Origin of the sequence: Actinospongiicola halichondriae (assembly GCF_049103745.1) — a bacterium.
GTDB lineage: Bacteria > Actinomycetota > Acidimicrobiia > Acidimicrobiales > Salinilacustritrichaceae > Salinilacustrithrix > Salinilacustrithrix halichondriae.
Window position 1 is genome coordinate 2,189,871 of sequence record NZ_CP171622.1, and the last position, 24,201, is coordinate 2,214,071.

Genomic DNA, 24,201 nt, shown 5'->3' on the forward strand with positions numbered 1-24,201 from the left:
CGTCGTCAGGTGACGTGGAACCGGCCGAGCAGGTCGCGCTCGCGCGCCTGCATCGCCTCGGTCTCGTCTGGCTCTGCGTGATCCATGCCGAGGACGTGGAGGATCCCGTGCACCACCAGGAGTGCAATCTCGTCGTCGACGGTTCCGGTGTGGTGCGGGCTCCCGGCGTGTTCGGGCGCCTGGGCCGCTGCCCGCGTCGGGCACACGACCACGTCGCCGAGCAGGACCGGGTAGTCGTCGGGCATCGGCGCCGGGCGGTCGGGCCCGGTGGTGCCGTTGTCGGGCCAGCGACCCTGCTCGATCGGGTCGTCGTCGATCGGGAACGCCAGGACGTCGGTCGGTCCGCTGGCCCCCATGTGCCGCTCGTTGAGGTCGGTCATGGTGGCCTCGTCGACGAACAGCAGGCTCAACTCGGCGCCGGGCCGGACCTTGGCGTCGTCGAGGACCTGCTCGGCGAGCGTGACCCACCGGCCGACGTCGATGGCGACCTGGTCCTGCTCGTCGACCCCGAAGACACTGGCTCGCTTCGCGCCCGCTGGACTGCTCATTTCGACGGCGCCCGGTCGTAGGCGTTGACGATGTCCTGCACGATCCGGTGACGCACGACGTCGCGCGAACTGAGATGGACCCACGACAGCTTGTCGATGCCGGTGAGGATCTGTTCGAGATCGGCCAGACCGGACTTGTTGCCGGCCACGTCGACCTGCGACGTGTCGCCGGTGACGACGACCTTCGACCCGAAACCGATGCGGGTCAGGAACATCTTCATCTGCTCGGGCGTGGCGTTCTGCGCCTCGTCCAGGATGATGAAGCTCGCGTTCAGCGTGCGTCCCCGCATGAAGGCGAGGGGCGCGACCTCGACCAGGTTGCGCTCGAGGAGGCGTTGCGCCCCGTCGGGATCGACCATGTCGTAGAGAGCGTCGTAGAGCGGCCGCAGATACGGGTCGATCTTGGCCATGAGGTCGCCGGGCAGGAAGCCGAGACGTTCGCCGGCCTCGACCGCGGGACGGGTGAGGATGATCCGCTCGACCTCGTCTCGCTGGAGCGCCTGCACGGCCATGGCGACGGCGAGCCACGACTTGCCGGTGCCGGCCGGGCCGACGCCGAAGGTGATGACGTTGTCGCGGATGGCCTCGATGTACCGGCGCTGGCCCTGCGTCTTGGGACGGACCGAGTTGCCCTTCGCCGAGCGGAGGATCTCGCTCGCCAGCAACTCCGACGGCTTCTCGTCGTGGCGCACCATGTCGATGGAGCGCTGCACCGTCGGCGTGTCGAGCACCTGCCCGTCGGCGACCAGGAGCACGAGTTCGCTGAACACGCGGGCCGCGGCTTCGGCACTCGGTCCGCTGATGGCGATCTCGGTGCCCCGGACGTGGATGGCGGTGCGCGGGAACGCTTCCTCGACCAGTCGCAGGATCTGGTCGCGGTGGCCGAGCAAGCCGACCATCAGGTGGTTCCCGGGGACGTTGACGGTGACCTGGATGGGCACCGGGGAATCTGGCACTTGGGTATCCGACACGATCGCTCGGAGCCTACCGTCGGGCCTGATGGATCGCTTCGGAGATGGAGCTCATTCGGGCACCGGGCCGGTCGCCGACGGCGACGGCGTGCTCGGCGCGGACGACGCATTCGGCCGATCACTGGCGCGTTGGGCGGCCGAGGCGACGGTCGACGAGGCGGTGCAGGCCCGTGTCCGCTCCCGTTGGCTGCGCATCCAGTCGGAGGAGTCGGCGAGCCTGGCCGGGACCCTGCTCGACCTGGCCGAGCACGGCCGTCCGGTGGTCGTCGACGTCGGCGAACACCGATTGCGCGGGGTCCTCGCCGGCATCGGTGGCGACTTCGTGGCCATGCGGACCGTCCGTGGCCAGCAGGTGCTGGTGCGGACCGCGTCGATCGACGTCGTCCGCTCGGAACCGGGCGGCGTCGACGTGCGCGGCGATCGCCCGCCGTTGCTCGACCTCGAACTCGACGGGGTGCTCGGGCCGGTGGCGGCCGAGCGGCCCGACGTGCTGGTGCGGACGATCACGGGCGTGACCGCCCGGGGCGAACTCCGCAGCGCGGGCACCGACGTGATCCGGGTCCGCGTCGACGGCGACCCCCCGACACCGGTCTGGGTGCCGACGGCGGCGATCGCGATCCTGGTCATCGACCCCTGAGCGGTCGCTGACCCGTGGTCACGACGCGTCGGCCGGCTCGTCCGGAGCGCTGCTCGTGTCGGGCGAGAGGTGGTCGAGGGTGCCGGGCTCGATGCGCGACCGCTCGATGAACGCCTCGACGTCGACCCGCTTCACGCGGATGACCCGGCCGAAGCGATAGCCCGCCAGATCACCCTGGTTGATGAATCGATACAGGGTTCTGGTCGTGATGCCCAACGACTTCGCCGCATCTGCGGTCGAGAGCCAATCGACGGTTCCGGTCATGGGGTCCTCCTGCCCGTGGTGGCAACTTCACCCTACGTGACTGACCACACTTCTGCCATACTCTCACGCTGTTCGATGTGTTTCCATGTTTCTCATGACACGTGGTACACCGGGGACAGGGGCAGGACCCGTCCACGCAGGAATCCGTCCCGTCGATGCGAAAGAAGGAACTGTGAGTTCTGCATGGCGGCAGGAATCGACGGAGAACAGCGCGAGGCGGGACCGGCGGGTCGAACGGCGCGTCGGGCTCCCCTCTGGGCGGGCCGTCCTGGGCGGACTGCTCATGGCGCTCGCGGCCGTCGGCACCTTCGTCGCCTACGCCAACGCCACCGCCGACGACACGATCGACGTCCTGATCGCTTCGCGAGCACTGCGGGTCGGCGACACCATCACCGCCGCCGACATCGAACTCGTGGCGGTGGAACTCCCCGACGGAGTGCGCGGGCTCTTCGGCGACCCGCAGGCCGCCACCGGTCGACAGATGGTCGCAGCGGTCGACGAAGGCGAGTTCCTCCAGGCATCCGCGACGGTGGTGCCCGTCGACGGCGACGAGGCCCTCGAGATCGCGGTCTCGCTCCCGGGCAACCGCGCGGTGAGCGGCCTCCGGGCCGGTGAACGCGTCGACATCTTCTCGACCTGGAGCGGCGACGTCACCGAACTGATCGCCGTCGACGCCCGCGTCCTCGACTTCAGCGGCGACTCGGGTGTCCTCTCGACCGGGAGCGACCAGGTCGTCGTCCGACTGGCCCTCGCGGACTTCTCGCAGGTCGAGGCCATCGTGCACGCGCAGGCTGCCGGCGACATCACCATGATCCGGTCGGCGATCGGGACCGAACGCGAGGACGTCGGCCGCGAGTACCGGCCGCTGGAGGGCTCGAGCGCCCGCACCGTCGGGGAGGACGAGGGCTGATGGCCGGCGAGCGCTACGTCGCCCTCGGCCTCGCCCGGGCGCGTGCGCCATGGTTCAGCGAGGTCGCACGGTGGGCGACCTCGGGGTCGCTGGCGATGGACTTCGTCAAGACGGTCTCCGCCGACGAGGTCCGCAGTCGACTCGACTCCGGGCGACCCTTCTCCGCCCTCCTCGTCGACGGTGGGCTCCCCGGCGTCGACCGCGACCTTCTCGAGCACGCCCGCGAGCGTGGGAGCGCGGTGATCGTCATCGCCGCCGACACCGGCCGCGACTGGAGTTCCGTCGGGGCGGCGACGACGCTTCCCCCGAACTTCGACCGCACCGCCCTCGAAGCAGCCTTGGCCGAACACGCGGTGCCGATCGGTCTCGTCGACGACCTGCCCGGCCAACCGACGGTCGACGAGCCTGCCGCCGGGTTCCGTGCATCCACCATCGCCGTGACCGGTCCGGGTGGAACCGGGCGCTCGGTCATCGCGTCGGCGATCGCTCAGGGGTTCGCCGCCGACGTCGCCCACAGCGACACCGTGCTGCTCGCCGACCTGGCACTCCACGCAGACCAGGCGATGCTGCACGACGCGCGCGACGTGATCCCGGGCGTGCTCGAACTGGTGGAGAGCCACCGGGCCGGTGCTCCGGCGGCCGACGAGGTCCGGTCGCTCACGTTCGACATCGTCGACCGTCGGTACCGACTGCTGCTCGGCCTGCGTCGGCACCGTGACTGGACGGCGCTCCGCCCGCGGGCGTTGCAGGCAGCACTCGACGGTCTCCGACGCGCCTTCACCGTCGTGGTCGCCGATGTCGACGACGATCTCGAGGGCGAGGACGCGACGGGATCGGCCGACGTCGAGGACCGCAACCTGCTCGCACGGACGACCGTGGCCCTCGCCGACGTGGTCGTCGTCGTGGGGGTCGGTGGCCCCAAAGGGGTCCATTCGATGCTGCGGGTGGTCCGCGACTGTCTGTCGACAGGGGTCGAGGCCGACCGCATCGTGATGGTCGTGAACCGCTCGTCGAGGCGGGGGGCGGGCCGAGCCGAGACGGCGCGCACCATCACCGAACTCCTGCTCGCGTCGCACCCAGGAGTGACGCTGCTCAGTCCGGTCTTCGTCCCCGAGCGCAGGCACCTCGACGAGGTCGTACGCGACGTGACCCTGCTCCCGTCCGCTGTCGTCGAACCGGTCACCGACGCGGTCCGCTCCCGCCTCGCGGCGCTCGACACACGTCCGTCGGCGGTGCCTACCGCGGGCACGCCACAACCGATCCCGGTCGGGTCGTTGGGCGAGTGGGACGAGGAGGCGGCCGGATGAGCGAGACCGAGACCCCCGACGTCACGCCGCTCCAGGTCGTCGAGCAGGCGGTACTCGACCGCGCCAAGCAGATCCGTCTCGATCTCGACGACGCCGATGCCAAGGCCCGGATGCGCACGCTCGTGGACGAGGAGGTCGGTCGGTGGGCCGGTGACTTCCGGCGTGGGCTCCGGTCGCACGACCTGGCCGACCCCGACCTCATCGTCGAGCGCGCCTACCGGAACCTCGTCGGCTACGGACCGCTCGAGTCGCTGCTCGCCGACGACGACGTCTGGGAGATCATGGTCAACGCGCCGGACGCGATCTTCGTGAAGCGCCACGAAGGCGCCTCCGGGTATCACGACGAGGTCTTCCACGACGACGAACACGTGGTGCGGACGCTGACCAAGATCCTCGACGACGCGACCGGCGCCCACCGCAAGCTCGACCCCACCGAGGGGCTCCAGGACGCCCAACTCGACAACGGCGCCCGTCTCCACATCGTCCACGGCGACGTGGCACGCGGCGGTCACGTCATGGTCAACATCCGGAAGTTCACCGGGGTCGATCTTCTTTTGGTACTTCTACGGCCATGGCCTACGCAGCGGCAGGACGGCCCTGACCGGAACTGGTGATGGGCGTACCGCTAGCTGTAGCTAGCGCCTGTGCCGCCGTTCACGGACGGAAGTCGGAGTTCCTGTCTGAGGGCATGTGTAAGACTGTTTCTCGTCACCACAGCGACCACCCGATGGCAACGCAACTGCTGAAGAAAGGATGATGTCCCACAGTTGAGCAGGTGCCGCTGGAGTGTCAGTACATAAGCAGTTTCATCCGATCCGTTTGGTTCCGTGGGGGAGACAAACACCAGGAGATCCTCACAATGAAGAATTCACGTATCCCCCTCAAGGTTCTTGAGTTCGCTGATCGAGTTCACGCAGAGCAGTTCAAAGACCTCTTGCAATCTGGGAAGGTCAGGATGGTCGGGCTCTACGCCAATGAGTGGCGCTACAAGGTCACTGCCGATGCATACGGCTGGTACATCACCGCCACTTAGGACGAGTGGCAGGTCAGCTGAGCATCGTGACTGACGGCTTCTACTTGGTCACCTTGTAGAGCTTGGGCGCACGACCTCGGCCTTGATGGTCGGGATCGTCTCCCTTGGTGGCCTTGCCGTCGTCTACAAGATCCTCAACGACCTTACGAACGGTCTGCGCTGACGCGCCTGTCTGATCGGCAACGGCCTTCAGGGTGAACGCATCCGAGAGGCCTAGAACGTGAGCCTTCACGTCATCGGAGCTAACGCGCGTTCTGGAGCCACTGGAGCGCTTCTGGCGACCCTTGCTCGATGGCACGTCATCGAATCCGGCATCGCGCAACACAGCGGCATCTACACCCATGTCAGACAAGACCTGAGCGCTGACCTTGTTCGCATCGGACCAGGCCTTGACGGACTTGATGAAGGCTGACCGGAAGTCAGATGCATCGACCTTGGAGGCAGCTTCACGTTCTGCTCTGGCCTTGGCTTCTGCCAGAACGTCTCCAGAGTCCTGAGCCTTGGTGACAGCTTCCTCAGCAGCCTTGATCGCTACCTCATCAATCAGGGCTGAAGGGTCACGCAGGTAGGTCAGATAGTTCTGAACGGCCTTGGCATCTGCATCTGTAGTCATGGCCTGGACGCTACGCCAATTTCGTTCTTGGCATCGGAAAGGTCGTGATGTGTCACATGTCACAGGAAGAAATAATGTGGAGTAGCTCGAAATCCGCCTACTAGTACCTATAGCGGTAGTTGGAGCGGCAGCGACCTACCGCCTAGCGACCCTTATGGGAGCGACCCTGGTTGGACCTGCCGATTCGAGGCCAGACCCGTTGGCATTGGTGACATCGGCATAGGTGATGGTGGTTGATGGTTTGGGCGCTACGCAAAGCTACGCGCCTAAAGAGAAGGTTTGGCGTTCCAGGCTCCTGACCTAACCATCTCTGCGTTTTGCCTCCTGGCACAAACGCTCTCTTAAACAAAAACCGAACGTCCCGAATGATGGACACAGACTCAATACGGTTCTCCACCGATCGAAACCCACAGGTCTGACCTGTTGTCCATGTGACAAATGTCACACCATCTATTTCGTGGATTAGGTGCCAATGGTCTTACTACATCTTCTGAGGGAGGCAGTAAATCCCTCAATCCTGACTCAACCTAAATAGGAGGCTTCCAATGCCGACCAAGACCTACAGAACCGTCAAGGGAGAACTGACCCGTAATCCCGTCGTCAGAGAAAAAGTGATCTTCGGCACCATTGCCGACACCGAAGGAAACCTAGAGATAGTGCTCTTTACAGGTAGCCATACGCACACCGTCGTAGAGAAGCTGGCAGATGCCAAGTCTGGCGAAACGATCGAGGTTGCCGGATACGTAGAGACAGGTAGGAAGGGTGAGCCGCAACTCATCATCAACAAAATTAAAACCAAGGCAGACATTGCCAAGAGCCGCAAATCCACTACTGCCGGATACGACATGGAGAAGGTCTTTGACATCCTGAACCGTCTACAGACCTACTCAGGCACCGTCGTAACGAATCACGAACATCAAGACGATGGCGTCACCTTCTCCGTAGCTCTAGATCACGAATGGCATCCAGACGGCACCAACATCAAGACAGGCCTGCAACCCAATGCCGATGTACCTCGCGCCATACCAATGCCACAAGATCGAACCATCAAAGCGTTTGCGTCCTACGCAAGAACGCCATCTCATACCTTAGAAATGTTGGAGGCCAGGAGGGTAGGCAGAGACGTTCACCTGAGAGGCAAGTTGCTACGGGACGATGACGGAGAGTGGTTCATAGACATTCGCTGGCTCTCAGTAGGTAGAGCCGCATAATCGGGAGGGTTCAGGCGTGAGGTTGAGTCCGTCTCAACCCTCCCAACCTCTTGCACACAAAACAGAATCTCCCCTATTCAGGTATCCAGACCTGGGTAGGGGTTTTTTAGTTTATTTCGTGGACTTCGGCTCACTGGCTCTTACTAGAGCAACTAACTATGAGCATCGAACCAAACGAATCAGACAACACAAATGACCTAGAGGAAGTTCTCTCCCGCTTAGACGACGTAGGAGCAATCCTGCTGTCCATTCAGCTACGACTGACAGGGATTGAGGACAACCTAAGACGCATCAACAGTCCAGAGGGACGGACCAATGGAGCAATGCTCCGATGAAGGTCTGCCTTGACTGCACAAACCTCTATGCCAGTGATGGTCCCAGGTGCCGCAACTGTCAACAACTCCATGAGTCACGACGAGTCACCAACAACCCAAACAGACGTAAGTACAACCAACGCAAGTACAGACGGATAAGACCCGTAGGCCCATGCCAGACCCCTGGCTGTCCCAACGATGCCGACACCAAAGACCACATCATCCCTCTGGCTGGCGGCTTCGGCACCAACGCCTACACCAACATCCAGTTTCTCTGTCGCTCCTGCAACTCCAGAAAGGGTCCAAGGAAACCAACCTGCATCACCAAGGACTGTGAGAATCCGCAGAACGGTGGACGTGGCTTCTGCAAAACCTGTTATGCGCGTCACTACAGAGCCGGGACTCTCGATGTGTTCGGAATCCGCAAGAAAGCTCCCGCAAAAGTTCGTGACCCTGAGCCTGACAACCCGCCGTCACTCAATTTTTTCCTCTCACAAGATGAGGAAGATGACTAGTGGCACTGAAGGCTGGACCTAAGACGAAGGCTTCTGTCGTTCTTGACAGGGATGACTATGACGATGATCTTGCTGTCGCTCGATGCCAAGTCATGTCAGATGTCTTTGGAATTGAGCTGTATGACTGGCAGAAACAGGTAATTGCAGACCTGGGAGGCCAGGAAAGACCTAGGACTGCCTATGTCCAGGTGCCACGCAAGAACGGCAAGACGCTCCTAGCGGCAGCCTTGGTCCTGACTGAGTTGATCCTGCTGCCAGGACGCCACATCTACGGGATCTCCGACTCTGAGCGAAACCTCAACTCTGTTCTCGTCAGAGAGCTACGGAGCCTCATCACTGGCTCAGAGCTAGCCAGGAATGCTCTCTACGTCTCCAAGGCCGGCATCGAGAATCCCGCCAACGGATCGTTCTTCGAGGTTCGACCTGGACGCTACGAAGCCACACAAGGCATCAACCCTCATCTCGTCATTGCCGATGAGTTGCACCTGCTGAAAGAGCAGGTCTGGTACGGCATGGCAATGGCAGGTGCCGCCAGAGACGACGCGCTCCTGTTCGGCATCACGACCCCTGGCTACGACCTGACCTCTGTAGCTCACGACCTCTACCTACAGGCACAGACGGCAGACCCTGAGACGAGCGATACGTACTCCGTCATCCATGAGGCTCCACCTGGCTCAGACGTTGATGACTGCTCCACCTGGGAGATCGCCAACCCTGCCTACTCAGACAGCTTCGGGGAGGCCATGAAGCTGGATCACGAACGCCTACCTGAGCATGAGTTCCGCAGGTTCCGTCTGGGTCAGTGGACAGCGACAGATGAGGCATGGCTCCCCTATGGCGCTTGGTCAGACCGGACAGACGAGACACGGCACCTGAAGCCAGGAGATGCCATCTGGATTGGCTTCGATGGCTCTTACTCTGGTGACTCAACGGCTCTGGTGGCAGCCACAGCAGATGGCTTCATATCGGTCCTGGGATGCTGGGAGAACCCAGGCGTGAAGGGATGGAGAGTCCCGCGGGACGAGGTTGAGGAAGCTGTCTCAGACGCCTTCGATCACTTCGACGTTCGTGAACTGATCTGTGACCCTCCGTACTGGGAGCGAGAGATTCAGGAGTGGCAGATCCAATGGCCTGGACGGGTGATCGAGTTCGCCACCAACTCTCGTCAGAGGATGGCTCCTGCCTGTACGACCTTCTATGCCGCTGTCATGGAGGGACGCATCACTCACGACGGAGACGAACGACTCTCCAGGCATCTGGCGAACGCCATCACCAAGTCATCTCCTGTCGGTGACTACATCACCAAGCCAGACAGGATGAGTCCAGCCAAGATCGACCTAGCGGTGGCGGCAGTCCTGGCCTACCTCAGAGCGTCCAGGCCTGTGAAGCCATCGTACGAATTGGTCGTTGCTTAGATAGATACAGTCTTTTTGTTTTTATTTTGTGAGTTATAGGTCTTGGACCCTTACTACATCTTCTAGACGCAGCATTATCTAGCGCTAGAGGATGTTCTAACTTGCGAAATATTCTATTTCCTCGTTTATCGAAAGATGACGAGACACTCTTAACAACAACTGACGAGACACCTACCACTAGCAACAGGTCAGCGCTAACGATTGACGATCTGTTTACGACGATGCCGCCTAATGGCGGTTTGATTGTCAATGAACGGTCAGCCCTAGGCCTGTCTGCCGTATGGCGCGCTGTAGCGCTCATCTCAGGGACTGTCGCTGCCTTGCCGGTCAAGACGTACCGGAAGGACTCCAACGGCATCAAGACGCCTGTGCCAAGCCTTCTGGACAATCCATCTGGCGTTGGTGTCGGCAACGGTCAGACCTCGTATGAGTGGTCAGAGACAGTCCTGCTGCACCTGCTCCTACATGGCAACGCCTACCTCCTGCACCTACGGAATCAGGCTGGCGTCATCATCGGCCTACTGCCGCTTCATCCGCTCGGTGTCTCCATCGAGGAAGATTCCGCAGCTCCTGAACGCAAGGTCTTTGTCGTTGCTCTCGATGACGGCAAGACAGTCCGTCTCACGACCCATGAGCTGACACACATACCGGCGCTCTCCACAGACGGCATACGTGGCCTGTCCCCCATCAAGGTGGCCAGGGAGAGCCTCACGACCTCGCTGGCAGGAGAGAAGCTGGCAGAGACGCTGTTCAACTCTGGCGCTCTCGTCTCAGGAATGGTCACTCCAGAAGATGATCTACCGGCAGAGGAAGCCCGTCAGATCCAAGAGGACATCAACCTCAAGATGCATGGCGTCCAGAACGCCAACACCATTCGTGTCGTCAATAGACGGCTCAAGTTCTCGTCCTTCTCCCTGTCGGCAGAGGACGCTCAGTTCCTCCAGTCTCGGTCCTTCCAGGTGGAGGAAGTAGCGCGCTGGTTCGGCACGCCACCACATCTGCTGATGCAGACGGAGAAACAGACCTCCTGGGGAACAGGCATCGAGGAACAGCACAGAGCGCTAGGCCGCCACACGCTCTCACCCTGGGCCAACAGGATTGAACAACGTCTCTCACGATTGGTGCCTAGAGGCCAATTCGTTGAATACGACTTTGCAGGCCTGGAGAGACCAAACCTCCAAGACGAACTGACGCTCTTGATGGATCAGGTGAACAACGGATTCCTGACCCTCAATGAAGCCAGAGCTGTTCGCAACCTTCCTCCCGTTGAAGGTGGAGACGCTCTACGACTTCCGACCTACTCAGCTGTGGAGGACACCAATGACAATGACGATGCCTGATACCGCCATCTACGAATGCCGAACAGAGCTAGACAACAACACTCTCATTGGCCATGCAGCGGTCTACGACACCGTTGTACGCCTTGGCAACGGCACCTATGAGGCCATAGCGCCTGGAGCCTTTGACGGCGCTCTAGCGGACACAGAGACAGACGTAAGAGCGTTGATAGATCACAACTCATCGCTCCTACTTGGCAGGCAATCGACAGGGACACTGAGACTCTCGACAGATGAGAAGGGTCTTGTCTTTGAGGTTGACCTACCCAACACAGGCTATGCCAACGACCTACGTGAACTGATCGAACGTGGAGACGTGACAGGAGCCAGCTTCGGCTTCCGTCCAGGCCAATGGGACATGGAATCCCGTTCTGGCAACTCCGTAAGGGTTCACACAGCGGTAGCAGGACTGAGAGACGTGTCTCCAGTGACCTTCCCTGCCTATCCGCAAACAGATGTCTCTCTCACCAGAGAGCAACACACCATCAATGCCACCACTATGGCAATACGAATAAGACAATCACACATGAAAGGACGTATTTAGACGATGCGTACACTTGAAGAAATACATAGTTCAATGCAGGCCATCGTTGATGGTGCAGACGAGCGTTCAATGACAGACGAGGAAGTTGCCGACTACGAAGCTCTAGAGACAGAGCTAGAGAGCGTCAGAAAGAGCGAGGAAATCCGCTCACGTCAGGCAGCGTATTCGCATCCAACGCCTGAGAGCCTCGGTCTCCCGACGTTCAACATCGGCAAGGCCAACGACGGTGACGACCTGGAGCGCGCCTTCGATGACTACCTACGTACCGGCAAAGAGAACGCGGACCTCATGGAGTTGCGCGCTCAGTCAACAACTGGTTCCGCTGGTGGCTACACCGTCCCGTCTACGTTCCGCTCAAAGCTGGTGGACGTTCGCTCACGGTTCGCTGGCATCGCCAACCACGTTGACACCTTCAATACAGCAGACGGCAGGCCCGTCACCTACCCAACGATCAACGACACTGCCAACGCAGGTCAGATCGTCGCTGAGAACGGCTCTGCCTCTGGTGGCGCTGACATGGTGTTCGGTGAAGTCACCCTAGGCAGCTTCAAGTACATGGCTCCTGGTGCTGGTGCCGCTCCCCTGGCGGTCTCGGTAGAGCTCCTACAGGACTCTGAGTTCGACATTGCCGGCCTTGTCGCCAACAAGCTCGGTCAGAGGGTCGCCAGACAGCAAGCGGAACACTTCGTCAACGGTGCTGGCACCACTGAGCCTGTCGGCATCACTGACCCAACGTCAGTGGCCTTCGATCTGACTCACTCAGACCTGATTGACGCCATCCACAGTGTTGACCCTGACTACCGGGAGAACGCTGTATGGGCGTTCAACGATGCCACTCTCGCTGAGATTCGGAAGTTGGTTGACGACAACAACCGTCCCTTGTGGCAACCAGAAGCCACGTCAGGCATCGGCACACTGCCTGGCGGCATGTTGCTGGGCTTCCCTGTCGTGATTGACCAAGCGTTCTCTGACGGACCCAATACGGCAACTCCAGTGGACAACTGGGGCGTATTCGGTGACATCAAGGAAGGCTTCGTAGTCAGGCGTATCGGCTCACCTTCGATCATTGCTGATCCCTACACAGGAGCCAGCGTTGGTCAGGTCAGGTACACGATCTGGGATCGTGCCGACTCCAACGTCCAGAACGCCAGCGCCTACACCGTCCTGGGCATCTAGAGACACATAGACGAGTTTCTATTTTTCTAGAAGGAGGGAAGTAGTCAATGGCATGGAACCCGCAATATTGCACCAACACAGACCTGAAGAAGTATCTCAGGATTCCTGACGTTCAGGACGACGGTGAACTATCGACAGTGATAGATGCCGCGTCCCGTGCCATTGACTACGCCTGCAATCGTCAATTCGGCAAGACAGACGACCTGGAACAACGGACCTACAAGGGCCATCGTTCAGCCTGGGATTGCACAACTCATGTCAACACAGACGACATCGCTGACCTGACGGATCTAACGATCACGGTAGACGGGACGACAGTTGACCCTGACTCCGACCTGACTTGGTATCCCTACAACTCTGTTGGCAACAACAGGCCATACCAAGGCGTAGCCATCTCAGGCTCTCACTATCCAGCAATCGTCCAGATAACAGCCACCTGGGGATGGACAGCGGTACCAGAGGCCATCAAGAGCGCCACCTTGCTCCAGGCATCGAGGTTCTTCGCCAGGAGACAGTCTCCCTACGGCATCGCTGGCTCTCCAGAGATGGGCAACGAGCTACGTCTGCTGAACAAGATCGACCCTGACGTAGCAGTCATCGTCGCTCCCTACCGGCGCGTCTGGGCGGTGGCGTAGCAATGGGTCAGATGGTCTTGTCCGACGTAATGGATCAACTAGCAACACAACTGGAAGCCATCAACGGCTTAAGGGTCACTGCGTATCCAGCAGATCACGTCAACCCTCCTGCCGCCATCGTTGGCTATCCAGAGTCCTGGGAGTTCGATACGACCTACCAACGTGGCTCAGACATGGCTGTTCTCCCTGTCTGGATCGTCGTATCCAACGCCTACAGCCGCAGCGCCAGGGATCAGCTGGCAACGCTCATCGGTCCAGTGAAGGAAACCCTTGATTCCGTCCCTGGCGCTGCACCAGACGCCTACTCAACGGCATGTTCTCAAACAATTGAATTTGATGTCATATCCGTTGGAGGACAAGACCTCTTATCCGCACTATTCAGAGTTACGGCTTACAGCTAGGAGCAACCAATATGCCAACACATGGAAAGAACGTGGTGTTCATCCTCTACTCAAGTGATGCAACGCCAACCGAATACGACCTATCCCAATACTCAGACAACGTGGATTGGAACAGGAGTCAGGACACGTCAGAGACGACCTGTTACGGACAGACAGCCAAGACCTACGTAGCTGGCCACACAGACGGCACGTTCACCGTTGGTGGCAAGTTCGATGCCGGTACGTCAGGTCCACAGGACGTGATCGAGGCCAATGGCCTGGACGCCGAACTTCACGACTTCATCATTCGTGAGGCAGGGACAGGAGAGGGACTGCCAGAGAAGTCAGGCAGCGCTCTCGTCACCACCTACTCAGAGTCCATGCCGGTAGCAGGCGTCATCACTTGGTCAGCTGACTTCCAGCTGTCTGGCACCGTCACCACAAGCGCTCAGTCTGCCTAGAACGATGGATAAGAGCGTTCTTTTTCAATCGAGACTGCCAGAGAAGGTTGTCACGATCCCTGGCCTCGGTGACTTCACCGTTCGTGGTCTCTCCAGGGCAGAAGTCATGCAGATACAGAAGATCGGAGCCTCTGACGCGTCCCTCATCGAGAGGAAGATGCTCTCGATGGCTCTCATTGACCCTGTGCTGACAGAGGGAGAGGCAAGGCAGTGGCAGGAGGCATCGCCAGCCACAGAGATTGAACCTGTCACCGATGCGATAGCAGAGCTATCCGGCATGAAGGAAGGGAGCGACAGACAGGTCTACGACGCCATGGACGACGACCCTGACCTGGAGTTCTCCTTTCGTCCTGGCAGAGAAGCTCGGCAAGACAGTCAGTGAGATCGGAGCAATGTCCAACGCTGAGTTTCTCAGCTGGACGGTGTTCTACGGCAGGAAGGCACAACGACAGGAGCTACAGGAGCAGAAGTGGCAGCAGAAGTGAAGATCGAAGGCCTAAAGGCCTTCACCAAGAACCTCAAAGAGATGGACAGGGACTTAGCCAAGGCTGTCCGACTGTCCTTCAACGCTGCCGCTGACATCGTGACAGATGAGGCCAGGGCCAAGATCCCTAAGCGCTCAGGCAAGGCCAGAGCGTCAGTGAAGTCAGCCTCCACACAGACCAAGGCCCGGATCAGAGGTGGCGGTAAGCGCGCTCCCTACTACCCATGGCTGGACTTCGGCGGGAGAGTCGGTCAGTCCAGAGGGATCAAGCGTTCGTATCTGAAGGACGGCAGGTACATCTACAAGGCCTTCTTCGCCAACCGTGACGAGTTCACCCAGATCATGCAGCGGGAGCTAGTCAAGGTCGCTCAGTCCGCTGGAGTGGCGGTGGACAATGGCCAATAAGAACCAAGTCACACTGACCTTCGCTGGCGACAGCCAAGACCTAGAGCGCTCCTTCGACAAGGTTGGCAAGTCAGCCAAGGCCATGGGCAAGGAAGCTGACGACGGCTTCGCCAGAGTCGGTGATGCCGCAGACACCGTTGACACGAGAGCAATGGGCTTCAGGGACACCATCACTGGCGTCTCAGACAGCTTCAGAGGCCTTACAGACGACAGCCTTTCTCTGGAAGATCGCCTACTCACCCTTGGCATGGGAGTTGGAGACCTCGCGTCAGGTGTCGCCAACTTCGGCGTTGACTTTGCCAAGTCCGCAGGCTCGACAGTCGCTGGCTGGGCGAAGATGGGATGGACCTCCACGGTCAACGGAGCGAAGATGGCCGCTGCCTGGATCGTCGGTCTCGGTCCAGTGGCCTGGGCCATCGCTGGAGTCGTTGCCGTCATCGGCATCCTGGCGGCTCTTGGTGTCGGCTTCGATGACGTGAAGCGCGTTGCCTCTGCCGCCTGGGACGGGATCGTCAAGGCCGGCAAGACGGCATGGGACTTCATGTCCAAGATTTTCGATTGGCTTGGTGGTGTCGCCAACTGGGTCAACACACACGTTGCAGAGCCACTGAGAGACGCTCTGCTCTGGCCATTCAAGACAGCCTTCAACGCTGTTGCCGGAATCTGGAACAACACCGTTGGCAGGCTCTCGTTCACGATCCCTGGCTGGGTACCTGGGCTTGGTGGCAAGGGCTTCTCCATGCCGCAGATACCGACCTTCGCCATCGGCGGGATCGTCCAAGGGATGCCTGGATCACCACAGCTGGTGATGGCTCACGCTGGAGAACGGATCGTCAGAAACTCTCAGGCCAGCAACGGCATGAGTGGCGGTACCCAGATCATCCGCTTGGAGGTAGACGGCAAGACGTTGGCCCAGGTGGTTCGTGCCAACGATCGTGACTATGCACGCCTGGGCGGTAGGTAGCCATGACTGCCGCCATACCTCTCACGCTCGAGATCGCCCTGGGCGAAGGTCTCTCCTACGACATCGAGACAGGTACCTCATGGGAGGACTTCTCTGGCCAAGTGGTCTCGGCCAAGGTGGATCGTGGCTACGACTCACGCTCACTGAAGCGCTCTCCAGCCACGGCAACCATCGTCCTGAACGACCCAGACGGAGAACTGAATCCTCTCAACGGAGAGTCCCCCTACGTCGGTCAGCTACGAACCAACACTCCGATACGCCTGACGGCAACAGATGCCGATGCCAACGAACCAACCATCTTCTGTGGCTTGGTCGATCGTGTCATCCCTGCCTGGACATCAACCCTGAATCACTCCACCGTCACCATCGAGTGTGTTGACATCGTTTCTGCATTGGGAGAGATGGAGTTCGGTACCTCTCCGTACTACCTCCAGATCCAAGAACACTTCTCCCATGCCGCTGCCACCGACAGCCACTACTGGCCACTGAACGAACGCTATTCAGACACGGCAGAGGACATCTACGGAGGCCTGACAGCTGAACTGGAGGCCAGCTCCAACGCTCCAAGGTTGGTCAGTACCGGCAGCGGAGAGTTCCAGCCCTACGTAGGTCACACGGGGCAACAGACCGTTTCCTTCGGCGGGATGCAGGTTGAGGACTTCACCCTGACGAGCGACACCGACAGATTGGCGTTCTTCGTCCTGGTGAAGATGCCAGGACTACCGGGAGGCACGGCGCGCAACTTCCAACTTCTCCAGGTCTCTGACGGCTCCAACTTCGTCACCTTCTACGCCATGCAGACAGGAGAGATCCGGGCACAGCACAACACAGGGTCTCTGACCACGATCAATCGCTACATCCCAAACGACAACCAACCGCACATCGTCTACATCGGGATGCATGGCGACTTCAACACCGTGTCTTGCAGGGTAGACCTCGGTTCAACCTTCAACGGCGCGTTCGTCAGCCGTCCGTTCGTCAACTCCATGACGGACATCAACGAGATCAGCATTGGCTCCTACACAGGCACCAACGTTCACGAATCGCCACCTTGGTCCTATGCGGGAGCAGCAATCTTCCAGATCCCTTCCTACGTCTCCATCTCATCCAACACAGCTACGGCAGCGTTTGAGGGTCTGGAGAACCAGAGCGTGTCTGAGCGTATGGAGTTCGTCCAAGACCTGTTGGACGACGATCACAACGTCAGTGATGGTTGGTGGCTCGATGACTACGGCGTCAGATCCAACGTCACCCTCTTAGGTGGAGCGTTCGGCTTCGACACCATCGTCTCTGACTACCTGGAACTGGTTGCCAACTCCGATGGCGGCAGGCTTGGTACGACGGCAGAGGGACAGATCACGCTGATTCACGATGGCGCAACCATCGAGGCCACCTTCTCTGACACTGACTCTGAGCCTGGGATCGGATACCAAGACCTACGCCTGGAGGTAGGTGCCGACAAGCTCATCAATCGAGTTGTTGTCAAACGAACCTTCCTGCCAGAGACGTTCGTAGTCACTGACGGCAGCAACGGTGACAAGACGTTCACCATCGAGACAGAGATAGCGGACATCGACAGGGCCAAGACTCTCGGCAGGAGGTTCCTACGTGAGCCGTCCCTGAACGACGTGAACGTCCGACAGCTGACGGTGAACGCCAGAGCCTCAGACGACGCCACCAACGCCTGCCTCAACCTTGACGTTGGCAGTCAGGTCCGACTGTTCATGTCTCCCCTGCCAGGACAAGACCCAATCTCAAGAGACCTCATCATCACCGGCATCTCTCACGACATCACAGCAACCGCAAACGATTGGTTGACCACTTATGAACTAACGAACCTAAAGGAATACCCAATGACGAACGTTCTTACCGATTCAACGACTCTCTCCGACACAACGCCATCGAACGCTTCTGCTGTCCAATGGGGAACAGAGGAAGTCACCATCTCCAACCCTGGCGTAGACGTGACAGTTCAGGCATGGGTCTCTGGATACATCGAAGATCCTGGTGCCACTGCGGGAGGCTACGTCACCATCAACGTCTCCCTGGATGGCGGGAGTACTTGGACCGACTCTACGCCTGTGTTCGCCTACGTGGACACAGCGATTGATCTCGCGGTCTTGGCATCGAACTTCGCCCACAGCGGGACGCCTACCGGAGACATCGTGGTCAAGGCGTCAATCTGTGACTTCTCAGCAGGCATCCAATATGCCGCCGGATTCCTTCAGACCAACGTTCTCTACTAGCAACGCTTTCTATTCTATTTCTAAACCATTAGGAGACACCGACAGAAATGAGCGACACGACCCTAGACCTAAGAGCTACAGACCTAACCATCGCTGGCTATCCCGGCAATGAGCACACTCTCACTCTCACCTTCCCAGAGGGTGAGCTATCAGGTTCATGGTTCGCCACCATCGGTGGTACCGCAGTGGACGACATCTCTGTTGACGATGACGACCTCACGATTGACCTGACGATCCCAACCACAGAAGGCGTCTACCTCCTGGCCATCGGTCAGACAGGTGGCTCTACCGTCATCTACGGAGAGGTTGTCTCTACGACGGCAGCAAGACAGCAGGCAAGCTCTACGTCTCTCACCATCACGACAGGCTCAGGGTCAGTGGCAGTCACCTTCGCAGGTCCGCAGGGCATCCAAGGTGAACAGGGCATCCAAGGTCCGCAGGGCATCCAGGGTGACCAAGGCATCCAGGGATTGCCGGGAGCAGATGCAGAGCTATCGGACAGTGACCCAGAGCCAGTAGGAGCAACGGCAGACCCTGGAGAAGCCACAGACGCTGCCAGAGCAGACCACGTACATGCCGACGTAGCAGGCGTCCGATACGTGATGGCAGGTACGAACCTCTCAGCATCGAGGGTCACTGGCCATACCGATGACGTGCATATCTGGGTCTTTGACAATGGGACCAATCCAGGTGAGGCAGGAGTCAACGTCACCAACGGCAACGACGGCGACCTCTACATCGTCCTATCGTCATGACGCTTCTAGACGGCATAGGAGCCAGTGAGGTTGGAGTCATCGGTGGAGTGGAGCTACCAAGCCTCTTGGCCAAGGCCACAGCGCTCTGGCGTGTCACGCAATACGGCGGCTCAGGCGTCATTTCCGATGAAACAGGAAACGGATACAACCTCACACGAAACGGCACTACGACAGTTCAGTCAGATCCGGCAAGAATCCGTCTAGATGGCGGCTCATCAACAAGCCTCACCACTGCCACTGCCGTAGCGAATATCACGACAGGCCCATACACCATCATTGCTGTCATCAATCCCTTGTCTGACCAATCCACGTACCGACAGATCATGGGAACTAGCAACGCCTATCCCAATGGCTATGGCCTCTGGCGCAACACAACGACAGGAGCCTTGGCCTACCGCAGCTATTCGTACCTCGGTGATGGCACCGACGTTGGCACAGTATTCGCAACGTCACAACTCAGAGCAGGAGGCTCAGACCCAATCGCTCTTGCAGGCGTCAGATACGACCCTACGACGATCAGGCACTACAGAGATGGAGTTCTCTACAACAGTGACACAACACTTACGGGAGAGGTTGACATCACCGACAACGCCACTATGAGGATCTGCTATCAGTTCCACGCAGACTTCTATGGTGCAGCCATCTTCACCAACGACGCTCTGACAACGACAGAGATAGATGCTGTCGTGAGCCATCTGCTCAGTGAAAGCTGATCTTGACCCTTCCGGTATCGAAGATCGGACCACGTTTGGCCGATGGCGCTATGTCAACCCGCTCTACGTACTCAGCCAGGATCTGACGCTGGCTGGCGACAGTCAGACCTTCCCAGACCTCTGCCAGCTTCTCAGGGTCGGTGATGTTCGATGCCAAGCCAGCTGCCAAGGCCGGCTCTGTCGCTGCCAACAACTCATTCTGAAGATCATTTAGTTTATTTCTCATGCCGTCAGACAGTTCGGCGTACATCTCGTCAGAGAGGCTGGCGTCCTTGTCGGTATCCATGCCGTAGTAGGCGCGCACCATGTCGTCCAGCTTGACCTGGAGAGCGTCAATCTCAGCTTTCAACCTCTCGGTATCAGCAGACGACTCTGGAGCCGTAGAGCGCGATTCAGCGTTCTTGGAAGCCCAATGAGCTACAAGCTCCTTCTCTACGTGACCCTCCAGGCCTTTGGCGACCACTGATCGAGAGCAACGCTCATCGGCGTTGGTGGCCTGGTTGCCGATGCAGACGTACTTGAGTCCGTTCTTGGCATGGGTCTTGGCGTACATCTTCCTCCCGCAGTCACCACAGCGAGCGAAGCCCGTCAGGAGGTAGTCGCCACGATGGGGAGACACCTTGTCTCGCTTCACGGACACGATGTCTTGAAGTTGCGCCCAAGTGTCTTGATCGAGGATCGACTCCCAATCACCCTTGGTCTTGGTGCCGTTGTATTCCAGCCAGCCGGCCAAGGCAGGACGACGGAGGGTTGACTTGATGGCCTGTGCAGTCCATGCCGCTCCACGCGCTCCAGAGAGGCCAAGCTCATCGTTGAGCCACTTGGCAATGGAGCGATAGGAGTGACCCAGCGAGACGCGCTCTGCCATCTGCCGCAGGACATCGGCTTCCTCTGGCACGACCTCCATGTCAGCCGTGTAGCCAAAGGTCCGCTTGCCACGATGCTGGCCACGTTCGGCACGACCCTTCAGAGCGCGCTTCACCCGTACCGAGATGTTCGCTGACTCCTGTTCGGCCATCGTCGCCAGCATGAGAGCGAAGCCCTTACCCATAGGCGTTGACGTGTCGATCTGCTCGGTGCAGCTGACTAGTTGGCAATCGTGATCCAGCAGGAACTTCAGCAAGGCAGCGAAGTCCAAGACAGACCTCATGGCACGATCCGACTTCCAGACGATGAGGACATCCACCTTGCCTGCCTCAATCTCTGACAGCAGGGCTTGCCACTCAGGACGCTTCACCTTGTTCTGATAGGCGCTCAGGTCACGATCGGTGTAGGTGGCTACAACGGTGTATCCGTCACGTTCTGCGCGTTCCTGGCAATCTTCAAGCTGACGCTCAGGACTCTGGGAAGGATCGTCAGCATCCTCCTGGGAGATCCGGCAGTAGATGGCAGCCCGTGGTGACTTGGTGATCCGCATGACGGCAATGGTACTAAGACGCAAGGTGACCGGCGTCGCCTTCCGCGAGCTCGAGCAACTCGTCGATCGCGACATGCTCACCACGCGTGCGGCCGAGTTCCTCCGCGCCTGCGCCCGAGCCAAGCTCACCGTGGTGTTCGCCGGAGCGCCGGGCTCCGGCAAGACCACGATCATGTCGTGCACCGCCGCGGAGCTCGATCCGTCGTTGCGGATCGTCGTCGCCGAGGAGGTCTTCGAGGCCGACGTGCCCCTGCCCAACGTCGCGTCGATGCAGACGCGTGCCGCTCGCGCCGACCGGCCCGCCGTCGACCTCCGACGCCTCGTGGCCGGCTTCCTTCGCATGGCGCCCGACGTCGCCATCGTCGGCGAGGTGCGCGACCGCGAAGCGCTGCCGCTCCTGCTGACGCTGTCGTCCGGGGTCAAGGGATTCACGACGATCCACGCGGGATCGTGTCGGCAGGCGCTCTCGCGTCTCCGGTTCATCTGCCAGTTGGCAGACACCTCGAGCGAGATCCCCATGTCCGCACTGAACAGCCTGGTGTCGGAGTCGATCGACATCGTCGTCCACTGCGAGCGCGACGCTCACGGGCCGCGGGTCACCGAGATCCTCGCGGTCGAGGACCAGGCCGCCGGGTTCGACTCCACCCAGTTCACGGTGACCGACCTGTTCCGCCGGCCACGGGTCGGCCAGCCGCTGGAGTGGACCGGCCTGCTCCCGGGCCGAGCGGCATCGGCCCTCGAGGGCGTCGGCTTCGATCTACGCGACCTCCTCGGGGTGCCCGAACAGTCCACCCGAGCCTCCTCGTCCGACGGCCGCGATGCCAGACCCCCCACCTCGCCATCCGACGACCCTGACCTCTCCGACGTCCGAGACCTGGTCGAGCGACGGTTGCGCTGATGCCCGCACTCGCGCTCCCCGCCCTGGCTGCCATCGGCGTCTACTACGCCTACACGGCGCTGGTGTTCGAGTGGCGGGGAGTGCGACTGGCGCCGTCGGTCCGGCGTGGCGTGCGCCGGAGCGCTGGTGTCGACGAGTGGTTGGTGCAGGCCGGACTCAGCGAGATCCGTCTCCGCGACTTCGTCGCCGTGATGGCGTCCCTGTTCGTCGCCGGCACCGCGATGACCTATGCGGTCTTCGGAGCGATCGTGCCGGCACTGGCCGTGGGCGTGTTCGCCGCGACCTTCCCGCTGGCTTCGTTCCGGGTCCGGCGAGCGAACCGGCGCGCCGCCGCACAGGACGCGTGGCCCCGACTCATCGAGGAGATCCGGATCCTCACGGCGTCGCTCGGACGGTCGATCCCGCAGGCGCTCTTCGAGGTCGGGACGCGAGCGCCCGACGAGATGCGGGGTGCGTTCGATGCAGCCCATCGGGAATGGCTGATCTCGACCGACTTCGAACGCACGCTCACGGTCCTCAAGGGCGGCCTCGCCGATCCGACCGCAGATGCCACATGCGAGACGCTGCTCGTGGCGCACACCGTCGGCGGCAGCGACCTCGACCGCCGGTTGGAGGCGCTCGCCGAAGACCGCATCCAGGACACCCAAGGTCGCAAGGACGCACGCGCCAAACAGGCTGGCGCACGATTCGCCCGCCGGTTCGTGTTGTTCGTGCCCTTCGGGATGGCCGTGGCCGGGATGTCCGTGGGCGACGGCCGTAGCGCCTTCCGTTCGGCCACCGGCCAGTTCCTCACGCTCGTCGCCGTCCTGATGGTCATCGCCTGCTGGGCGTGGGCCGGACGGATCCTGCGCGTCCCGGAGGAGGAGCGGGTGTTCTTCGAATGATCCGTATCGTGGCCCTCAGCGGGATGGTCTTCTGGGTCGGCGCCACCCTTGCGTTGAGTCAGGGGCGGTGGTTCGCCCGACGTTCGCTCGCTGATCGCCTCCGGCCCTACGAGCCCGGCGGCCTCGCATCGACCGGTTCCGGGCCGGGCGTGCTGTCGGTCGAGTCCTTCGCCGAGGTCGTCGCCCCGCTCGCGCGAACGGTCGGCGAACGCATCTCCCGACTGCTCGGCGTCGACGAGGAACTCGCCGTCCGACTCGACCGCATCCACTCGCCCCTCGACCCCACCGGGTTCCGAGTTCGCCAGTTGGGGTGGTCGGCGGTCGGGCTCGTCGGGGGCGTGCTCGCCATCGCCGCGATCCGGCCCCCTCCGCTCGCTGCCCTGCTGTTCCTCGTCGGCGGTCCGCTCCTCTCGTTCCTCCTGATCGAGCAGCAGCTGGCGACCGAGTCCGATCGGCGCAAGCGACGGCTCTTCCTCGAGCTCCCCGTCGTCTCCGAACAGCTCGGAATGCTGCTGTCCGCCGGCTTCTCGCTCGGCTCTGCCCTGCAACGACTCGCGGGTCGTGGACAGGGCGTGAGCGGCCAGGACCTGCGCCGGGTCGTGGCCCGGATCCGCCAAGGCGTCGGCGAGCGGGAGGCGTTGCGCGAATGGGCGGCGACAGCGGACCTCGACGCGCTCACCCGTCTCGTGGCGGTCCTGGCCCTCAACCGCGAGGCCGGCGACCTCGGCCGGCTCATCGCCGAGGAAGCCCGGTCGATCCGCCGCGAGGTCCAGCGCGAGCTCATCGAACAGATCGAGCGACGCAGCCAGCAGGTCTGGATCCCCGTGACCGTCGCCGCTCTCGTCCCCGGAGCGATCTTCATCGCCATCCCCTTCATCCAGGCACTCCAGGCATTCGGCGTGTCGTCGTGACCACGCCAACCGTTCAACGAGAAGGAGCAACCATGTCCACCTCCACCATCCGCACCCGACCCAGGTCGCACCTGGCTCGATCCGATCGAGGCGAGGGGGTGATCTCGACGGCCATCGCCGTCCTGGTGATGGCATTCCTCGGCGCTGCGATGTGGATCAGCTTCAACGCCATCTGGAAGGACACGTCGGCCAACACCCAGGACCAGGTGGAGATCATCGGCAGCGACACCGACACCCAGCCCGGCGGCTGACC

At 60.8% G+C, this 24,201-nt stretch carries 29 protein-coding genes; 24 read left to right on the forward strand and 5 right to left on the reverse strand.

The annotated features are described in order from the left end of the window. Positions 1 to 5: 5 nt before the first annotated feature. On the reverse strand, positions 6 to 548 hold the full coding sequence (gene ybeY, locus AB8619_RS10830) for an rRNA maturation RNase YbeY (protein WP_436792648.1): 543 nt from the start codon (positions 546 to 548) through the stop codon (positions 6 to 8). Then, positions 545 to 1,504, reverse strand: coding sequence for a PhoH family protein (locus tag AB8619_RS10835; protein WP_436792649.1), 960 nt, complete (start codon positions 1,502 to 1,504; stop codon positions 545 to 547). The genes ybeY and AB8619_RS10835 overlap by 4 nt, the downstream gene beginning before the upstream one ends. 43 nt (positions 1,505 to 1,547) lie before the next feature. Here AB8619_RS10835 and AB8619_RS10840 point away from each other — a divergent pair, with 43 nt between their 5' ends. Further along, complete coding sequence (locus AB8619_RS10840) at positions 1,548 to 2,156, forward strand: hypothetical protein (RefSeq protein WP_436792650.1); 609 nt, start codon at positions 1,548 to 1,550, stop codon at positions 2,154 to 2,156. Positions 2,157 to 2,174: 18 nt separating this feature from the next. Here AB8619_RS10840 and AB8619_RS10845 read toward each other — a convergent pair whose 3' ends face one another. After that, positions 2,175 to 2,420 carry a helix-turn-helix domain-containing protein gene (locus AB8619_RS10845; protein ID WP_436792651.1) on the reverse strand — a complete coding sequence of 82 codons (246 nt, stop codon included), beginning with the start codon at positions 2,418 to 2,420 and terminating at the stop codon, positions 2,175 to 2,177. 172 nt (positions 2,421 to 2,592) lie between these two features. Here AB8619_RS10845 and AB8619_RS10850 point away from each other — a divergent pair, with 172 nt between their 5' ends. From AB8619_RS10850 to AB8619_RS10865, 4 genes are all read left to right on the forward strand, one after another. Continuing rightward, positions 2,593 to 3,330 (forward strand): SAF domain-containing protein, encoded by a 738-nt coding sequence (locus tag AB8619_RS10850; protein ID WP_436792652.1) that lies wholly within the window; start codon positions 2,593 to 2,595, stop codon positions 3,328 to 3,330. Continuing rightward, the gene (locus tag AB8619_RS10855; protein ID WP_436792653.1) at positions 3,330 to 4,637 is read left to right on the forward strand and encodes a hypothetical protein; all 1,308 of its coding nucleotides are present in this window, start codon (positions 3,330 to 3,332) and stop codon (positions 4,635 to 4,637) included. The genes AB8619_RS10850 and AB8619_RS10855 overlap by 1 nt, the downstream gene beginning before the upstream one ends. Then, positions 4,634 to 5,251, forward strand: coding sequence for a hypothetical protein (locus AB8619_RS10860; RefSeq protein ID WP_436792654.1), 618 nt, complete (start codon positions 4,634 to 4,636; stop codon positions 5,249 to 5,251). The genes AB8619_RS10855 and AB8619_RS10860 overlap by 4 nt, the downstream gene beginning before the upstream one ends. 161 nt (positions 5,252 to 5,412) lie before the next feature. After that, entirely contained in the window at positions 5,413 to 5,670 is a 258-nt protein-coding gene (locus AB8619_RS10865; protein WP_436792655.1) for a hypothetical protein, read from the forward strand. 40 nt (positions 5,671 to 5,710) lie between these two features. Here AB8619_RS10865 and AB8619_RS10870 read toward each other — a convergent pair whose 3' ends face one another. Next, entirely contained in the window at positions 5,711 to 6,283 is a 573-nt protein-coding gene (locus AB8619_RS10870; protein ID WP_436792656.1) for a hypothetical protein, read from the reverse strand. Positions 6,284 to 6,828: 545 nt separating this feature from the next. On the opposite strand from AB8619_RS10870, the gene AB8619_RS10875 reads away from it, so the two are divergent. The 15 genes from AB8619_RS10875 to AB8619_RS10945 all read left to right on the forward strand — a co-directional run bounded on the left by AB8619_RS10875 (position 6,829) and on the right by AB8619_RS10945 (position 19,838). Next, positions 6,829 to 7,494: an OB-fold nucleic acid binding domain-containing protein gene (locus AB8619_RS10875; protein WP_436792657.1), complete on the forward strand. Its 666-nt coding sequence runs from the start codon at positions 6,829 to 6,831 to the stop codon at positions 7,492 to 7,494. A 331-nt stretch (positions 7,495 to 7,825) separates the two neighbouring features. After that, positions 7,826 to 8,323 (forward strand): HNH endonuclease signature motif containing protein, encoded by a 498-nt coding sequence (locus AB8619_RS10880; RefSeq protein WP_436792658.1) that lies wholly within the window; start codon positions 7,826 to 7,828, stop codon positions 8,321 to 8,323. After that, complete coding sequence (locus AB8619_RS10885) at positions 8,323 to 9,738, forward strand: terminase large subunit domain-containing protein (protein ID WP_436792659.1); 1,416 nt, start codon at positions 8,323 to 8,325, stop codon at positions 9,736 to 9,738. Before AB8619_RS10880 ends, AB8619_RS10885 begins: the two co-directional genes overlap by 1 nt. A 221-nt stretch (positions 9,739 to 9,959) precedes the next feature. Beyond that, positions 9,960 to 11,078: a phage portal protein gene (locus AB8619_RS10890; RefSeq protein ID WP_436796374.1), complete on the forward strand. Its 1,119-nt coding sequence runs from the start codon at positions 9,960 to 9,962 to the stop codon at positions 11,076 to 11,078. Continuing rightward, positions 11,071 to 11,619 carry an HK97 family phage prohead protease gene (locus AB8619_RS10895; RefSeq protein ID WP_436792660.1) on the forward strand — a complete coding sequence of 183 codons (549 nt, stop codon included), beginning with the start codon at positions 11,071 to 11,073 and terminating at the stop codon, positions 11,617 to 11,619. Before AB8619_RS10890 ends, AB8619_RS10895 begins: the two co-directional genes overlap by 8 nt. 33 nt (positions 11,620 to 11,652) lie before the next feature. Then, positions 11,653 to 12,795, forward strand: a complete 1,143-nt coding sequence (locus AB8619_RS10900; RefSeq protein ID WP_436792661.1) for a phage major capsid protein — start codon at positions 11,653 to 11,655, stop codon at positions 12,793 to 12,795. A gap of 47 nt (positions 12,796 to 12,842) precedes the next feature. Next, positions 12,843 to 13,430 carry a phage gp6-like head-tail connector protein gene (locus AB8619_RS10905; protein ID WP_436792662.1) on the forward strand — a complete coding sequence of 196 codons (588 nt, stop codon included), beginning with the start codon at positions 12,843 to 12,845 and terminating at the stop codon, positions 13,428 to 13,430. A gap of 11 nt (positions 13,431 to 13,441) precedes the next feature. After that, positions 13,442 to 13,831 (forward strand): hypothetical protein, encoded by a 390-nt coding sequence (locus tag AB8619_RS10910; RefSeq protein WP_436792663.1) that lies wholly within the window; start codon positions 13,442 to 13,444, stop codon positions 13,829 to 13,831. 11 nt (positions 13,832 to 13,842) lie between these two features. Continuing rightward, positions 13,843 to 14,271, forward strand: a complete 429-nt coding sequence (locus tag AB8619_RS10915) for a hypothetical protein (RefSeq protein WP_436792664.1) — start codon at positions 13,843 to 13,845, stop codon at positions 14,269 to 14,271. A gap of 4 nt (positions 14,272 to 14,275) precedes the next feature. Continuing rightward, positions 14,276 to 14,653: a hypothetical protein gene (locus AB8619_RS10920; RefSeq protein WP_436792665.1), complete on the forward strand. Its 378-nt coding sequence runs from the start codon at positions 14,276 to 14,278 to the stop codon at positions 14,651 to 14,653. An 87-nt stretch (positions 14,654 to 14,740) separates the two neighbouring features. Further along, complete coding sequence (locus AB8619_RS10925) at positions 14,741 to 15,160, forward strand: HK97 gp10 family phage protein (RefSeq protein WP_436792666.1); 420 nt, start codon at positions 14,741 to 14,743, stop codon at positions 15,158 to 15,160. Further along, complete coding sequence (locus AB8619_RS10930; protein WP_436792667.1) at positions 15,150 to 16,124, forward strand: hypothetical protein; 975 nt, start codon at positions 15,150 to 15,152, stop codon at positions 16,122 to 16,124. The genes AB8619_RS10925 and AB8619_RS10930 overlap by 11 nt, the downstream gene beginning before the upstream one ends. A 2-nt stretch (positions 16,125 to 16,126) precedes the next feature. Continuing rightward, a complete protein-coding gene (locus AB8619_RS10935; protein ID WP_436792668.1) occupies positions 16,127 to 18,370 on the forward strand; it encodes a hypothetical protein in 2,244 nt (747 codons plus the stop codon). Between the two features lie 47 nt (positions 18,371 to 18,417). Then, positions 18,418 to 19,125 carry a hypothetical protein gene (locus tag AB8619_RS10940; protein WP_436792669.1) on the forward strand — a complete coding sequence of 236 codons (708 nt, stop codon included), beginning with the start codon at positions 18,418 to 18,420 and terminating at the stop codon, positions 19,123 to 19,125. After that, on the forward strand, positions 19,122 to 19,838 hold the full coding sequence (locus AB8619_RS10945) for a hypothetical protein (RefSeq protein WP_436792670.1): 717 nt from the start codon (positions 19,122 to 19,124) through the stop codon (positions 19,836 to 19,838). Before AB8619_RS10940 ends, AB8619_RS10945 begins: the two co-directional genes overlap by 4 nt. Here the strand turns inward: AB8619_RS10945 and AB8619_RS10950 are convergent. After that, on the reverse strand, positions 19,825 to 21,255 hold the full coding sequence (locus tag AB8619_RS10950; protein ID WP_436792671.1) for a recombinase family protein: 1,431 nt from the start codon (positions 21,253 to 21,255) through the stop codon (positions 19,825 to 19,827). The genes AB8619_RS10945 and AB8619_RS10950 overlap by 14 nt on opposite strands. On the opposite strand from AB8619_RS10950, the gene AB8619_RS10955 reads away from it, so the two are divergent. The 4 genes from AB8619_RS10955 to AB8619_RS10970 are packed head-to-tail and all read left to right on the forward strand — an operon-like array spanning position 21,254 to position 24,199. After that, entirely contained in the window at positions 21,254 to 22,153 is a 900-nt protein-coding gene (locus AB8619_RS10955; RefSeq protein WP_436792672.1) for an ATPase, T2SS/T4P/T4SS family, read from the forward strand. The two genes, AB8619_RS10950 and AB8619_RS10955, sit on opposite strands and share 2 nt — an antisense overlap. Next, entirely contained in the window at positions 22,153 to 23,037 is an 885-nt protein-coding gene (locus tag AB8619_RS10960; protein ID WP_436792673.1) for a type II secretion system F family protein, read from the forward strand. Before AB8619_RS10955 ends, AB8619_RS10960 begins: the two co-directional genes overlap by 1 nt. Continuing rightward, positions 23,034 to 23,948, forward strand: coding sequence for a type II secretion system F family protein (locus tag AB8619_RS10965; protein WP_436792674.1), 915 nt, complete (start codon positions 23,034 to 23,036; stop codon positions 23,946 to 23,948). Before AB8619_RS10960 ends, AB8619_RS10965 begins: the two co-directional genes overlap by 4 nt. 32 nt (positions 23,949 to 23,980) lie before the next feature. Then, on the forward strand, positions 23,981 to 24,199 hold the full coding sequence (locus AB8619_RS10970) for a hypothetical protein (RefSeq protein ID WP_436792675.1): 219 nt from the start codon (positions 23,981 to 23,983) through the stop codon (positions 24,197 to 24,199). Positions 24,200 to 24,201 lie beyond the last annotated feature (2 nt).